General features: G+C 62.5%; 11 protein-coding genes. 10 read left to right on the forward strand and 1 reads right to left on the reverse strand.

The annotated features are described in order from the left end of the window. Positions 1 to 30: 30 nt before the first annotated feature. The 10 genes from ACZ5VE_RS09430 to ACZ5VE_RS09475 all read left to right on the forward strand — a co-directional run bounded on the left by ACZ5VE_RS09430 (position 31) and on the right by ACZ5VE_RS09475 (position 12,938). Entirely contained in the window at positions 31 to 657 is a 627-nt protein-coding gene (locus tag ACZ5VE_RS09430; RefSeq protein ID WP_464457466.1) for an ANTAR domain-containing response regulator, read from the forward strand. 268 nt (positions 658 to 925) lie between these two features. Then, on the forward strand, positions 926 to 2,185 hold the full coding sequence (locus tag ACZ5VE_RS09435) for a CmpA/NrtA family ABC transporter substrate-binding protein (RefSeq protein WP_464454931.1): 1,260 nt from the start codon (positions 926 to 928) through the stop codon (positions 2,183 to 2,185). Positions 2,186 to 2,196: 11 nt separating this feature from the next. After that, complete coding sequence (ntrB, locus tag ACZ5VE_RS09440; protein WP_464454932.1) at positions 2,197 to 3,105, forward strand: nitrate ABC transporter permease; 909 nt, start codon at positions 2,197 to 2,199, stop codon at positions 3,103 to 3,105. Further along, positions 3,102 to 3,908, forward strand: a complete 807-nt coding sequence (locus ACZ5VE_RS09445) for an ABC transporter ATP-binding protein (protein ID WP_464454933.1) — start codon at positions 3,102 to 3,104, stop codon at positions 3,906 to 3,908. The genes ntrB and ACZ5VE_RS09445 overlap by 4 nt, the downstream gene beginning before the upstream one ends. A 10-nt stretch (positions 3,909 to 3,918) precedes the next feature. Next, positions 3,919 to 6,387, forward strand: a complete 2,469-nt coding sequence (nirB, locus tag ACZ5VE_RS09450; protein ID WP_464454934.1) for a nitrite reductase large subunit NirB — start codon at positions 3,919 to 3,921, stop codon at positions 6,385 to 6,387. Positions 6,388 to 6,513: 126 nt separating this feature from the next. After that, positions 6,514 to 6,903 (forward strand): nitrite reductase small subunit NirD, encoded by a 390-nt coding sequence (gene nirD, locus ACZ5VE_RS09455; protein WP_464454935.1) that lies wholly within the window; start codon positions 6,514 to 6,516, stop codon positions 6,901 to 6,903. Positions 6,904 to 7,004: 101 nt separating this feature from the next. Next, the gene (locus ACZ5VE_RS09460) at positions 7,005 to 9,866 is read left to right on the forward strand and encodes a nitrate reductase (RefSeq protein ID WP_464454936.1); all 2,862 of its coding nucleotides are present in this window, start codon (positions 7,005 to 7,007) and stop codon (positions 9,864 to 9,866) included. Positions 9,867 to 9,920: 54 nt separating this feature from the next. Then, the gene (gene ybiB / locus ACZ5VE_RS09465) at positions 9,921 to 10,820 is read left to right on the forward strand and encodes a DNA-binding protein YbiB (protein ID WP_464454937.1); all 900 of its coding nucleotides are present in this window, start codon (positions 9,921 to 9,923) and stop codon (positions 10,818 to 10,820) included. After that, positions 10,817 to 11,602 carry a uroporphyrinogen-III C-methyltransferase gene (cobA, locus tag ACZ5VE_RS09470; RefSeq protein WP_464454938.1) on the forward strand — a complete coding sequence of 262 codons (786 nt, stop codon included), beginning with the start codon at positions 10,817 to 10,819 and terminating at the stop codon, positions 11,600 to 11,602. Before ybiB ends, cobA begins: the two co-directional genes overlap by 4 nt. 103 nt (positions 11,603 to 11,705) lie before the next feature. Beyond that, entirely contained in the window at positions 11,706 to 12,938 is a 1,233-nt protein-coding gene (locus tag ACZ5VE_RS09475; RefSeq protein ID WP_464454939.1) for a BaiN/RdsA family NAD(P)/FAD-dependent oxidoreductase, read from the forward strand. On the opposite strand, the gene ACZ5VE_RS09480 is transcribed toward ACZ5VE_RS09475, so the two are convergent. Next, positions 12,928 to 15,204 (reverse strand): patatin-like phospholipase family protein, encoded by a 2,277-nt coding sequence (locus ACZ5VE_RS09480; RefSeq protein WP_464454940.1) that lies wholly within the window; start codon positions 15,202 to 15,204, stop codon positions 12,928 to 12,930. The two genes, ACZ5VE_RS09475 and ACZ5VE_RS09480, sit on opposite strands and share 11 nt — an antisense overlap. Positions 15,205 to 15,316: the final 112 nt, after the last annotated feature.

A 15,316-nucleotide genomic window follows, 5' to 3' on the forward strand; every position in this document is an offset into this window, starting at 1 on the left:
CTTCGGCGCGGTTCTTGCATGACACAAGTCATGCAGGAAGCCTTGAGAATCGTTGTTATCATTTCAGACCCCACCTTAGTGGCCGAGGGGGATGAACAGGCGCAGGCCATTGAAGAGCGCTCGCGCCTCTTGCGCATTGGCCTGCTGGAAGCGGGCTACAACCTGGTGGCCACCCTGCCCGCCGATGTGTTTTTGACCGAGCGCCTGGCACAGTTGCAGGTCGACATGGTGATCGTGGACGCCGAGAGCGATGCCCGCGATGCGCTGGAGCATGTGGTCATGGCCACGCGCGATGCGCGCCACCCCATCGTGATGTTCACCAACGACAGCGACACCCGCCCCATGAACGAGGCCGTGGCCGCAGGCGTGACGGCCTACATCGTGGCCGGGCTGGCGCCTGAACGCATCCACCCGATCCTGACAGTGGCGATGGCCCGCTTCAAGCACGAACAAGCTTTGCTGGCCGAGCTGGACAACACCCGGAGCGAATTGCAGGATCGCAAGCTGATCGACCGGGCCAAAGGCCTGCTGATGCAGCGCCAGGACTTGAGCGAGCCAGAGGCCTATGCCCGTCTGCGCAAAGCCGCCATGAACAAGGGCGTGAAACTGGCCGACATCGCGCAGCAGATGATCGAGATGGCCGAGTTGCTGGGCTGACAACACGGCACCAGCCAAGTGCCATCGCACCACAAAGGTGCAAATCCAGGCACCAAACCCGAGTAATTCACGACACGTCCCCAGGAAAACCCTGGCACGCGGCTTGCAATACACGTACCAAGACCAACGAAGATCAAACGTGAGATCACCCAAAGGCGGGTGAACCCACACCGGACAAAGGCGTCCCCATGCGTTCGCGCCTTGCACTGCAGGCGCGGATGACATGAGGATGCCTTTTTTGTTTTTTCATCCCGCAAGGAGCATCGCCATGACCGACCTTCTCAAAAACAGTCTGACCCGCCGCAACGTGTTGCAAGCCGCCGCCGTGGGTGCTGCCGGCATTTCGCCCGCGCTGCGTTCCATGGTCTATGCCGCAGGCTCGGACGCCCCCGAGAAAAAGGAAGTCAAGATCGGCTTCATCCCGCTGACCGATTGCGCGAGCGTCGTCATGGCCTCTGTGCTGGGCCTGGATGTTAAGCACGGCGTGAAGTTCGTGCTGAGCAAGGAAGCGAGCTGGGCCGGTGTGCGCGACAAGCTGGTCAACGGCGAGTTGGACTTTGCCCATGTGCTCTACGGCCTGGTCTATGGCGTGCACCTGGGGCTGTCAGGTCCCAAAAAAGACATGGCAGTGTTGATGACGCTCAACCACAACGGTCAGGCGATCACCCTGTCCAAAAAGCTGGCCGAAAAAATGCCGTCAAATTCTGGCGCCGTCGATGGCGCAGGTCTGGCCAAACTCATGGCCAGCGACAAGCGCGAATACACCTTTGCGCAGACTTTCCCCACCGGCACCCACGCCATGTGGCTGTACTACTGGTTAGCGACCTACGGCATCAACCCGATGAAAGATGCCAAAGTCATCACCGTGCCGCCACCGCAAATGGTCGCCAACATGCGTGTGGGCAATATGGATGGGTTCTGCGTGGGCGAGCCCTGGAACCACCGCGCCATCATGGACGGCATCGGGGTGACAGCCGCTACCACCCAGGACATCTGGAAAGACCATCCTGAAAAAGTACTGGGCACCACGGCCGAGTTCACCAAGAAGTACCCCAACACCGCCCGCGCCGTGACGGCCGCCATCATCGAAGCCGGTCAGTGGATCGACGCCAGCTTGCAAAACAAACTCAAGATGGCCGAGACCGTGGCCGACAAATCGTATGTGAACACGGGTGTGGATGCGATCAACCAGCGCATCCTGGGCCGTTACCAAAATGGCATGGGCAAGACCTGGGACGACCCCAACCACATGAAGTTCTACAACGACGGTACGGTGAACTTCCCCTACCTGTCGGACGGCATGTGGTTCATGACGCAGCACAAACGTTGGGGCTTGCTCAAGGACCACCCTGACTACCTGGGCGTGGCCAAGCAAATCAACCAGATCGCGCTCTACAAAGATGCGGCCACCTCCGTCAAGGCCCCTGTACCCAAGAGCGAGATGCGCAGCCACAAAGGCATCGACGGTGTGGTCTGGGATGGCAAAGACCCCAAGAAATACGCCGACGGTTTCAAAGTCAAGGCGTGAAGGAGAACACCATGGTCAGCGCCGTTTTCCATTCACCCACCGGGGGCAAAACGGCCCCTGTGAAGCTTGTGCCGCCAACCCCTGCAGAAGTCGCTGCTGCCACAGCTGCTGCCGCCGCGCAAATGCAACGCGCCCGCCAGTGGCACAACTTTTGGATGGCGGTCTTGCCGCCGCTCATGGGCCTGGGGCTGTTGATCGGTCTGTGGGCGCTGGTGTCCATCACCACCAAGGGCAGCATCCCCAGCCCCTACGACACCGGCCTGCAGGCCATCGACATCTTCAGCGATCCGTTCTACCGCAAAGGCCCCAATGACCAAGGCGTGGGCTGGAACGTGCTGATGTCGCTCGAACGCGTGGCCGTGGGCTTTGGCCTGGCGGCGCTCGTCGGCATCCCGGCAGGCTTTGTGATCGGGCGCTTCACCTTCCTGTCGCGCATGTTCAACCCGCTCATCAGCCTGCTACGCCCGGTCTCGCCACTGGCGTGGTTACCGATCGGTTTGCTGGTATTCAAAGGGGCCAACCCGGCCGCCATCTGGACGATTTTCATCTGCTCCATCTGGCCCATGGTCATCAACACCGCCGTGGGTGTGCAGCGCGTGCCGCAGGACTACCTGAACGTGGCCCGCGTGCTCAACCTGTCGGAATGGAAGATTGCCACCACCATCCTCTTCCCCGCAGTGCTGCCTTACATGCTGACCGGTGTGCGCCTGGCCGTGGGCACCGCGTGGCTGGTGATCGTGGCGGCCGAAATGCTGACCGGCGGCGTGGGCATTGGTTTCTGGGTCTGGGACGAGTGGAACAACCTCAACGTCAAGAACATCATCATCGCGATTTTTGTGATCGGCGGCGTGGGTCTGATCCTCGAATACGCCCTGATCCGCATCGCCACCGCCTTCACCTTTGAGGATGTCAAATCATGAGCAACGACCACAAGTACATCCAGATTCAAAGCGTCGAGCAGACCTTCAAAACCAACAAGGGTTTGTTCCCGGCGCTGCGTGACATCCACCTGGACATCGCCAAGGGCGAGTTCGTGGCCCTGATCGGCCACTCCGGTTGCGGCAAGTCCACCTTGCTCAACCTGATCGCCGGGCTGACCACACCCACTGCTGGCGTGCTGCTGTGCGCCAACCGCGAGATCGCAGGCCCCGGCCCCGAGCGTGCGGTGGTGTTCCAGAACCATTCGTTGCTGCCCTGGCTCACCTGCTTTGACAACGTGCACCTGGGCATCGAGCGCGTGTTTGGGGCCACCGAAACCAAAGCCCAACTGCGCGCCCGCACCGACGCGGCGCTGGCCATGGTGGGCCTGAGCCACGCCGCGCAAAAGCGCCCCGGCGAAATCTCGGGCGGCATGAAGCAGCGCGTGGGCATTGCCCGCGCCCTGGCCATGGTGCCCAAGGTGCTTTTGATGGACGAGCCCTTTGGTGCGCTGGACGCCCTCACCCGCGCCAAGCTGCAAGACGAGCTGCTGGAGATCGTGGCCCGCACCCAAAGCACCGTGGTCATGGTCACGCACGACGTGGACGAGGCCGTGCTGCTGTCCGACAAGATCGTGATGATGACCAACGGTCCTGCCGCCACGATTGGCGAGGTGCTGAGCGTGGACCTGCCCCGCCCGCGCCAGCGCGTGGAGTTGGCCGAAAGCGCCGACTACCAGCGTTACCGCAAAGCGGTGATCGACTTCCTCTACACACGCCAGGCGCATGTGGAAAAAACCGCTTAAGGAGAAGACCATGGACATGCGTGTCAACACCAAAGAGAAAATGAAACTGGTCATGGTCGGCAACGGCATGGCTGGGGTCCGGGCCATCGAAGAGCTGCTCAAGCTCGCCCCTGACCTGTACGACATCACCGTGTTCGGAGCCGAGCCGCACCCCAACTACAACCGCATCCTGCTCTCGCCCGTGCTGGCCGGTGAGCAGACGCTGGAAGAGATCGTGCTCAACGACTGGGCCTGGTACACCGACAACGGAATCACGCTGCATGCGGGCTTCAAGGTCACGCAGGTGGACCGCGTCAAGCGCGTGGTCACCGCACAAAACGCGGCTGGCGAGACGCTGACCACGCCTTATGACCGCCTGGTGATCGCCACCGGCTCCAACCCCTTCATCCTGCCCCTGCCTGGCAAAGACCTGCAAGGCGTGCTGGCCTACCGCGACATTGCCGACACGCAGGCCATGATCGACGCGGCTGCGCAGTACAAGCATGCGGTCGTCATCGGTGGCGGCCTGCTGGGGCTGGAGGCGGCCAATGGCCTGATGAAACGCGGCATGCAAGTGACGGTGGTGCATGTGAGCGATTGGCTGATGGAGCGCCAGCTCGACAAGGTGGCGGCGCAGATGCTGCAAGCCTCACTCGAAGCACGCGGCATGCAATTCCGCATGAGCGCACAAACCGCTGCGCTGGTGGGTGATGACAGCGGCCGCGTTTGCAAAGTTGAATTCAAGGACGGCACCCATGTGCCCGCCGACTTGGTGGTCATGGCCGTGGGCATCCGCCCCAACACGGCGCTGGCCGAGAGCATGGGCCTACATGTGAACCGCGGCATCGTGGTGAGCGACACCCTGCAAACCGTGACCGACCCGCGCATCTGGGCGGTGGGCGAATGCGCGGCGCACCGAGGCATTGCCTATGGTCTGGTGGCCCCGCTGTTTGAGCAAGGCAAAGTGCTGGCCAACCACCTGGCCGAGTTCGGCATTGGCCGCTATCTGGGCTCGCAGACCTCGACCAAGCTCAAGGTCACCGGCATTGACCTGTTCAGCGCGGGCGATTTCATGGGCAGCCCGGAATGCGAAGAAATCGTGATGAGCGACCCTGCAGGCGGCTTCTACAAAAAGTTGGTGCTCAAGGGCGACCAGCTGGTGGGTGCCTGCCTGTATGGCGACACGGTGGACGGCAGCTGGTACTTCAAGCTGCTGCGCGACGGCCGCAGCGTGGCCGACATCCGCGACAAACTGATGTTTGGCGAATCCAACATCGGCGACGTGGGCCACCAGGGCCAGAGCAAAGCTGCTGCCATGGCCGACACCGACGAGGTCTGCGGCTGCAACGGCGTGACCAAGGGCGCGATCTGCAAGGCCATCAAAGACAAGGGCCTGTTCACGCTCGACGAAGTGCGCAAACAGACCAAGGCCAGCGCCAGCTGCGGCTCCTGCACCGGTCTGGTTGAACAAATCCTGATGTTCACCGCCGGGGGCGATTATTCGGCCACACCCAAGCTTAAGCCCATATGCAGTTGCACCGAGCACGGCCACCAGGCAGTTCGTGATGCCATTCGCCAGCACAAACTGCTCACGGTGGGTGGTGTGTTCAAGTTCATGGAATGGCGCACGCCCAACGGCTGCGCCAGCTGCCGCCCGGCCGTCAACTACTACCTGATCAGCACCTGGCCCAAAGAGGCTCAGGACGATCCGCAAAGCCGCTTCATCAACGAACGCAGCCACGCCAACATCCAGAAAGACGGCACCTACAGCGTGATCCCGCGCATGTGGGCGGGCGAGACCACCGCCGCCGAGCTGCGCCGCATCGCCGATGTGGTGGACAAGTACCAGATCCCGACCGTCAAGGTCACGGGCGGCCAACGCATCGACTTGCTGGGCGTCAAAAAAGAAGACCTGGTGGATGTATGGAAAGACATCGGCATGCCCTGCGGCCACGCCTATGCCAAAGCGCTGCGCACAGTGAAGACCTGCGTGGGCAGCGAGTGGTGCCGCATGGGCACGCAAGACAGCACGCAAATGGGCAAGGACCTGGAGAAAGCCATGTGGCGCATGTACGCGCCGCACAAGGTCAAGTTCGCCGTGTCAGGCTGCCCGCGCAACTGCGCCGAAGCCGGCATCAAGGACGTGGGCATCATCGGCGTGGACAGCGGCTGGGAGATGTATGTCGGCGGCAACGGTGGCATCAAAACCGAGGTGGCGCACTTTTTCACCAAACTCAAGACCGCCGAAGAGGTGCTGGAGTACACGGGTGCCTTCATGCAGCTGTACCGCGAAGAAGGCTGGTACCTGGAGCGCACGGTGCACTACATCAACCGGGTGGGCCTGGACTACGTGAAGAAAAAGATCCTGGAAGACGCCTCGCTGCGACAGGCCCTGTGGGCCAAGCTGCAAGCCGCGCTCGATGGTGAGCCCGATCCGTGGTTTGAGCTGCAAGAAGCCAAGGTGGACACCCGCCAGTTCACGCCCCTGACCACCGCCTGAGCTCTTGTGTAGGAGCTTGCCCTGCAAGCGATGACGCGCCAACCGCAAAGGCTTGCATCGCCAGCAGGGCTGGCTCCTACACAACCAAGGGTCAGCGCCACAACTGCAACAAACCAAGGATTGAAAATGACCGCATGGAAAGAAATCTGCCGCATCGAAGACATCCCGGTGCTGGGCTCGCGCCGGGTGGCGCGGGACCAAGGCCTCGATGTGGCCGTGTTCCGCAACGACGCCGACGAAGTGTTCGCCCTGCTCGACCGCTGCCCGCACAAGGGCGGCCCGCTGTCGCAAGGCATTGTGTTTGGCACCAGCGTGGCCTGCCCGCTGCACAACTGGACCATCGGCCTGTGCGACGGCCAGGCACAAGCGCCCGACGAAGGCTGCACGCCGCGCTTTGAAGTCAAGGTGGAAGCGGGCGTGGTGTTTTTGAAAGCCGACGAGTTGGTGGGTCACGCCACCGATCTGACGCGGCCCATTGCGGGTCCGGTGTCGCGCAAAACCGAGAGGACCTCGTAGGTCGGTGGCTTCAGCCCCGACAAGAGCCTTCGCTGAACCGGCCATGTCGGGGCTAAAGCCACCGACCTACAAAACCCCAAAACCCAACACCCTCATTGCCCATGATCCCGATCACCAACGAAACCAAATCCACCTGCCCTTATTGCGGCGTGGGCTGCGGCGTGGTCATCACATCGCAGGGCGCGCAGATCACCGGCGTGCGCGGTGACCCGGAGCATCCGGCCAACTTTGGCCGCCTGTGCACCAAGGGCCAGTCGCTGCACTTGACAGCCGCGCCCCAGGTCACCGAACAAACTCGCCTGCTCACGCCCCAATGGCGGCCTGTGCGGGGTGAAGGCACGCAAGCGATGGACTGGAACGACGCCATGGACATGGCCAGTGGCCGCCTGGCCGCCATCGTGCGCGACCACGGCCCCGATGCCCTGGGCTTTTACATCTCGGGCCAACTGCTCACCGAGGACTATTACGTCTTCAACAAACTGGCCAAAGGCCTTTTGGGCACCAACAACATCGACAGCAACTCGCGCCTGTGCATGAGCAGCGCCGTGGCGGGCTACAAGATGACCTTGGGGGCCGACGCCCCGCCTGCCTGCTACGAGGACATCGCGCACGCGCAGTGCCTGTTCATCGCGGGCAGCAACGCGGCCTGGGCGCACCCGATTTTGTTTCGCCGCATCGAAGACGCCAAACGCGCCAACCCGGCGCTCAAGATGGTCGTGGTCGACCCGCGCCGCACCGACACCGCCGACATGGCCGACCTGCACCTGGCCATCCAGCCCGGCACCGATGTGATGCTGTTCCACGGCCTGCTGCACATCATGCTGGCCCAGGACTGGACGCAAGCCGCCTACATCGCCACCCACACCCACGGCTTTGAAGCCCTGCAGGCCCTGGTGGCCGAGTACACGCCGCAGCATGTGGCGCAGATTTGCGGTGTGCCCGAAGCCGACCTCTACACCGCCGCCCGCTGGTTTGCAGGCGTGCAAGAGGGCAGCATCATGGGGGCAAGCGCTGACCGCACCCCCACCCTCAGCCTGTATTGCCAGGGCCTGAACCAGTCGAGCAACGGAACCGCCAAAAACGCGGCGCTCATCAACCTGCACCTGGCCACGCAGCAAATCGGTCGCCCCGGCGCAGGCCCCCTGTCACTGACTGGCCAGCCCAACGCCATGGGTGGGCGCGAAGTCGGCGGCATGGCCAACCTGATGTCGGCCCACCGCGACCTGGCCAACCCGCAGCACCGCGCCGAAGTGGCTGCGCTCTGGGGCGTGGCCGATGTGCCCGCCAAGCCGGGCCTGACGGCGGTGGAGATGTTCGAGGCAGCCGCCGATGGGCAAATCAAAGCCCTCTGGATCGCCTGCACCAACCCCGCACAGTCCATGCCTGACCAGAAAACCGTGCGCCGCGCCCTGCAACGCGCCGAGTTCGTGGTGGTGCAAGAGGCCTTTGCCACCGCTGCGACGTGTGACTACGCCGACCTGCTTTTGCCCGCCACCACCTGGGGCGAAAAAGAAGGCACTGTGACCAACAGCGAGCGCCGCATCAGCCGCGTGCGCGCCGCCGTGGCGGCACCTGGGCAGGCCCGCGCCGATTGGGCCATTGCAGCAGACTTGGGCCAGCGCCTGGCCGTGGCACTGGACCGGCCCAAAGACGCCCACCTTATGAATTACCCCACGCCCGAGTCGGTCTGGAACGAACACCGCGAAAGCACCCGGGGACGCGACCTGGACATCACGGGTCTCAGCTACGCCCAACTGGAAACCGCAGGCCCTGCCCAATGGCCGCTGCCCGAAGGCAACAGCACCGGGCCAGCACGCCTGTGTGCCAATGGCCAATTCCCGACCGCCGATGGCCGCGCCCGCTTTGCCGCTGTGAGCTGGCAACCCGTGGCGGAAGAGCGCGTGTCGCAGTTCCCGTTTTCGCTGACCACCGGCCGCCTTCGCGACCAGTGGCATGGCATGACGCGCACCGGCACCGCAGGCCGCTTATTTGCGCACAGCCCCGAGCCCTGCGTGCAGATGAACCCACAAGACGCGCAGCGCCTGGGCCTGCAAGATGGCGAGCTGGTGCAGGTGCGCAGCAAACGCGGCAGCTTGGTGTTGCCGGTGCAGGCCAGCGCGCAAGTGGCGGCTTCGCAAGCCTTCATCGCCATGCATTGGGGCCCCGAGGTGCTCAGTGGCCGCGATGCCCAAGGCGAAGCCGGGCTGGGCGTGAATGTGCTCACCACATCGAGCTACTGCGCCACCTCCAAACAACCTGAGTTGAAACACGCTGCAGTGCAGATCACACGGGGTGCCCTGTCGGCCAATGCCACCTGGCAAGTAGCAGCCATGGCCTGGCTGCCCAGCGACGCGGTCTGGACGGTGCGCCAGCAGTTGCAAAAGCTGTTGCCACAATTCGACTTTGCCTACCTGGTGCCATTCACCGACCCCGGCGAAGCTTTGGCCGATCAGGCCCCGCGCACCGGCTTGCTGCTGCGCGCAGCCTGCAGCCAGCCCGCCGATGCGGCGCTGCTGCACACCGTGGCCGAGGCCCTGGGGCTGAACAGCTCGGACACCCTGCACTACCAAGACGCTGTGCGCGTGCAGCGCCGCTCGGTGAAGCTGAGCACACCCAACACCGAAAGCCAGCGCAAGCTGCAAGGCTTTCTGGTCGCAGGCGACAGCCGCTCGGGCCGCTGGCTCAAGACTTTGCTGCAGGAAGGCACGCCGCTGAACTGGCCTGCACGCCAGTGGCTGATGGCGTCCGACGCACCGCCCGAAGGCGCAGCGCCGGTCAGCCGTCAGGTGTGCAGCTGCCTGAATGTGCGCGAAGACGCCATCACCACCTGCCTGCAAACGCAAGCGGGCTGTGAAGACCAGCGCCTGGCCGGGCTGCAGGGCCAGTTGCGCTGCGGCACCCAGTGCGGCTCGTGCGTGCCCGAGCTGCGCAAGATCATCCGGCTCGTGCCCCAGCCCGCCTGAAGCGCACATACCCATATAACAAACAGTTATCTGACTTCCTTCACAATCACGCGCATGGGCATCGGTCACTACATCAAAGACATCGGACGCGGCAAGGACGGCGCGCGTGCGCTCGGCCGCGAGCAAGCCGCCGACCTGATGGGCCAGGTGCTCGACCAACAGATCAACGACCTGGAACTGGGCGCGTTTTGCATCGCCATGCGCATCAAGGGCGAAACGCCCGAGGAGATGGCCGGTTTTCTGGACGCCACGCATGCGCGCCTGAGCAAGGTCCACACGGGCCAAGTGCCCACGGTGGTACTGCCAAGCTACAACGGTGCACGCAAACTGCCGGTGCTCACACCCCTGCTGGCCCTGCTGCTGGCGCGTAAAAGCGTGGCGGTGGTGGTGCACGGCAGCGCCACCGAAGACAAGCGCGTGAGCAGCCAGACCGTCTTGGCCAATCTGGGCATTGCCGCTTCTGGCCCCTCACCCCAGGTGAAAGCCGGTGAAGTGGTGTTCATGCCCACAGGCGTGCTGCACACTGGGCTGGAGCGTCTGCTGGCCGTGCGCCGTGTGGTGGGCCTGCGCAACCCGGGCCACAGCCTGGTCAAGCTCATGACCCCCTGCGATGGCCCTGCCCTGGTGGTGAGCAGCTACACGCATCCCGAATACCTGCTGTCCATGTCGGCCACCTTCGCCCTGACCGGCCAACACGCCTTGCTGCTGCGGGGCACCGAAGGCGAGCCCGTGGCCGATGCACGGCGCACACCGGCCATGGATGTTTTCAGGAACAGCCAGACCCTGCGCGTGCAGGAACAGCAGGAAGGCTCACTCGCCAAAATGCCCGAGCTGCCTGGCACCGACGCAGCCGCCACAGCGGTCTACATCGAACACGTTTTGCAAAACCTGCTGCCGGTGCCCGAGCCGATTGCACTGCAAGTCCAACACATCCTGCGCGAGGTGAAAGCATGAACACACCCCTTCAAGGCCGCTGCACCCTGGTCGGTGCAGGCCCGGGCGACCCGGAGCTGCTGACCCTCAAAGCCGTCAAAGCGATTGCCAGCGCCACCGTGCTGATGGTGGACGACTTGGTCAATGACGCGGTGCTGGCCCACGCCTCGCCCACCGCCCGCATCGTGCATGTGGGCAAGCGCGGCGGCTGCAAGAGCACGCCGCAGGCTTTCATCGACAAGCTGATGATCACCGCCGTGCAAGACGGCGAGCATGTGGTGCGCCTCAAGGGCGGCGATCCGTTCATCTTTGGCCGGGGCGGTGAAGAAGTCGAACACTTGCGTGCCGCAGGCATTGATGTGCAGGTGGTCAATGGCATCACTTCGGGGTTGGCCGGCCTGTCCAGCCTGGGTGCCCCTTTGACCCACCGTGAACATGCACACGGCGTGGTGTTTGTGACGGGCCACGCCAAACCCGGCGACAGCGGCACCAACTGGGCGCAGCTGGCCACCACCGCATGCCAAGCCAAACTGACGCTGGTGATTTACATGGGCGTGAGCAGCCTGGAGCACATCAGCCAGGGCTTGATGCAAGGCCTGCCCGCCCACACGCCGGTGGCCATCGTGCAACGCGCCAGTCTGCCCGAGCAACGAGAAGCCTTGACCACGCTGGGCCAACTGGTGGACACCGTGCAGCGTGAACAGCTGCAAAGCCCGAGCATCATCGTGGTGGGCGATGTGGTGCAAGGTGCACGGGCGTGGCAAGCGCAACAGCAGCACCTTGTAGCGCAACGGGTTGCCTGACCCCGTAGGAGCCAGCCTGCTGGCGATGAGCGCAGGTGATCTGCAGGAAATCGCTTGCAGGGCAAGCTCCTACATTAAGCCCCTCCCCTTACACTCCTGACCCATGAATACATGGGATGTCGTGATCGTGGGTGCCGGGGCTGCCGGTTTGTTTTGTGCCGGTGTGGCGGGCCAGCGCGGGCTGAAAGTGCTGGTGATCGACCACAGCGACAAGATTGCCGAAAAAATCCGCATCTCGGGTGGTGGGCGCTGCAATTTCACCAACCGCTTGCTCGACGCATCGGCCCCGCAAAAGCACTTCATCAGCCAGAATCCGCATTTTTGCCGCTCGGCCCTGTCGCGCTACACACCGCAGGACTTCATCGACCTGGTGCAAAAGCACGGCATCGCTTTCCATGAAAAGCACAAGGGTCAGCTGTTTTGCGACCACTCGGCCGAAGACATCATCCGCATGCTGCTGGCCGAGTGTGAAGCCGGGGGCGTGACGCTGTGGTCCGGCTGTGGCGTGAAGTCTGTGCAGCACCACACACAAGACCCTCAAACCACGCACTACGTCCTGGAGACCGACAAAGGCCCTGTGCAAACCACCTCGCTGGTGGTGGCCACTGGCGGCTTGTCGATTCCCAAGATCGGGGCCACAGGCTGGGGTTACGAGGTGGCTGCGCAATTTGGCCTGCGTCTGGTGGAACGCCGCCCCGGCCTGGTGCCCCTGACTTTTGACGGCGCCGCCTGGGCGCCTTATGCCCAACTGGCCGGTCTGGCTTTGCCCGTGGGCATCGAGACCGGCGAAAAGAAAAACCGCATGCACTTTGACGAAGACCTGCTCTTCACCCACCGGGGCCTGTCAGGCCCGGGCGTGCTGCAAATCTCGAGCTACTGGCAAGAAGGCACGCCCATCCGCCTGAACCTCGCCCCCGAGGTGAACCTGCCCGAGCGCTTGCAAGACGCCAAGTTGCGCTCCAAAAAACTGCTGGGCAACGAATTGGCCACGCTGGTGCCCAGCCGCCTGGCCGAAGCCTGGGTCAGCCAGGACCCGGCTTTGCAACGCACCTCAGCCGAAGTACCCGACAAGGCCTTGAACAAGCTGGCCGAAGCGCTGTCCAACTGGACGCTCACCCCCACCGGCAGCGAGGGCTACAAAAAAGCCGAGGTGACGCTGGGCGGGGTGGACACGCGCGATGTATCTTCGCAGACCATGGAGTCCAAGCAGCAGGGGCTGTACTTCATTGGTGAGGTGATCGATGTGACCGGTTGGCTGGGCGGCTACAACTTCCAGTGGGCTTGGGCCAGTGCGCATGCTTGCGCGCAGTCTTTGCCCGCCACGGTCAAAAGCTGAAGCGCCGACCCAACTGCAAAAACAGGTTGTAGGCATTGCCTGTGCCTCTGGCGGCACCCAAGTAGATGTCACCGATTTTGCTGTCCACCGCCACAAAGAGCGTGCCGCTGTAGCGCCAGCGCATGGCATCGCCCTTGTACCAAGCGTCCCCGGCTTCGAGGACCGTGCCCACATAGGTTTTCTGGTTGAACAGTCCGCCGTCGTTCAGACGGTACATGTAGGTGGTTTGCAAATGCGCCAATTGGTCTCCAGACAATTGGCCCATGCGGTAAGCCCCCATGTTCTGAAAACCACCCAAAATCAACTGGCTGGGAGAACGGCACTTATCGCAATCGAGCATGACGCGATCCTGCGCCAGATTGAAACCCAAATTGAAAATATGAGGCCCCACCGAATGGGCCCACTTGGCGGTCAGGCGTCCACCGCTGTAAATAGCGCCTGAAACCCCTTGCTCCAGACTGGCCCCCAGAAAGTACCCCCGAGTCGGGAAGCTCAAGGAGTCGAGTTGGTCGATCTGAAACTGCGCCTTGACGCCGTTGTACTTGACCAAATCGGTGTTCGATATTTCCTCTAAATCCGTTGTGGTGTCGAAAGTTCTGCGGATCGCACTGGAGGTGACCCCCATCTTGATGTTGGCCTTGCGTTCAAAGTCATAGACCAGCTGTGCGTCCAGACTCTGCACGGTCTGGTTGAAATAGGCCAGCTTCTGGTTGCCCTCTTCGCCCCTGAAAATGGCACTTCGGTACAAAGGCAAATAGTTGCGGTCCCATGAGGCCCCCGCTTCCAAACTCCACCCTCGCGACAAGGGTTGGTACAGGCGCGCAGCCAGTTCAGACTGAGTCCCCATGCGTGCATCCAAGGAGAACTCCAGACCGGAAGGTGTCAACCAGGGGCGCCGGTAACCGAAGCCGATGGTGAATTGCGTGACACCATCGACCTCGGTAGAAAAACCCAGTGTGCTCTTGAAGAAATGGGGGCTATAGGGCTTTTCACGCACCTTGACAATCAGTTTATACCGCTCACCCCGCTGCTGCTCCAGTGTGTAACTGACCAGGTCAAAGTACCCGCTGGTGTAAAGCTCATCCATGTAGCGCTCGGCCTGCTGGGGCGAGAACTCTTGCCCCAGCATGGGCGAAAGCATCGCCTGGATATAGGTCTCCGGCACATCTTTTTGGCCTTGCGCCTCGATGGCCACGATGCGTTTTTCGCGCTGGTCAAACGACAGACGCAGGGTCGCTGTTGGCAAAGACTGTGTGGCAAATGCAGCACCCAATGCCGTCAGCCTGTCTTGCACAAGCACAACGGCCTGCTGGCCACGCTGGACAATTTCTGTGGCGCGATTGAAATCGGCAAATCCGATGTCGCGCACCATGGGCTGAACCAACACATCCCCGGGTCGCAGAAGGGCCATGTTGCGTTTTTCGTTTTGGCGAATCAGGATGTCCAGCATCCGGTTGGCCACCACCAGGGCGTGGCTGGCTTCTTCCGTCTTGTCTTCGTCGACACCGCCGCCCAAAAAAGAAGCAACGATCACATCGGCCCCTTCACGCAATGCCACCTCAATCGGCAAATTGGCAACCAAGCCGCCGTCCACATAGGTCTCCCCATCGACCTCGACCGGTGCAAAAACTGCGGGTGCCGCCATGCTGGCGCGAATGGCCAGATGCAAGGCCCCTTGGTCGAAAACTTTCATTTCGCCGTCACGGTAACGGGTGGCCACAGCACGAAACGGAATCTTCAAGTCATTGAAATGGACATTCGGCGGTACATGCGCCGTCAAGGCCTGCAGCAAGGCCAGAAAACGCTGGCCGTCGCTGACCCCACGGGCAAAGCTCACGCCGCCATCCTTGATGCCGAACTCCAGCTCGACCGGGTATTTTTGTTGGTATGCACGGGTGCGCGAGGGCAACTCCAGGCGGTTCAACTGGTCCAGCGCCACCTTGGACGGGTCCAGTCCCCCCACCATGCGCTCAATGTCGTCGGTGGACATGCCGCTGGCATACAAACCACCCACGACAGCCCCCATGCTGGTGCCCACAATGCGGGCAATGGGAATGCGGTCTCGCTCCAACTGACGCAACACCGCCAAGTGTGCAAAGCCTTTGGCACCACCCCCCGCCAAAACCACCACCACCGATGGGGCAACAGATGGCACCGAAGGCGCCGTCTGCCCCCAACACCAAGGGGCCATCAAACCCCAAACAAGTGCGGCAAAGCGTTGGGTTCGAGTCAAGCGGCTGGATAAATTGGTGAAAAAGGGCTTCATTTGTGTTGCATTTTAGGTACTCCGCCCTCTTGGAGGCCCGACGATGCATGGACCGGCTGCTGGGCCGTTTCAACATTTCCCTAAAGATGTGCTTTAGGACACGCAAAGTCAG

The sequence above is a fragment of the Limnohabitans sp. INBF003 genome (assembly GCF_055396645.1).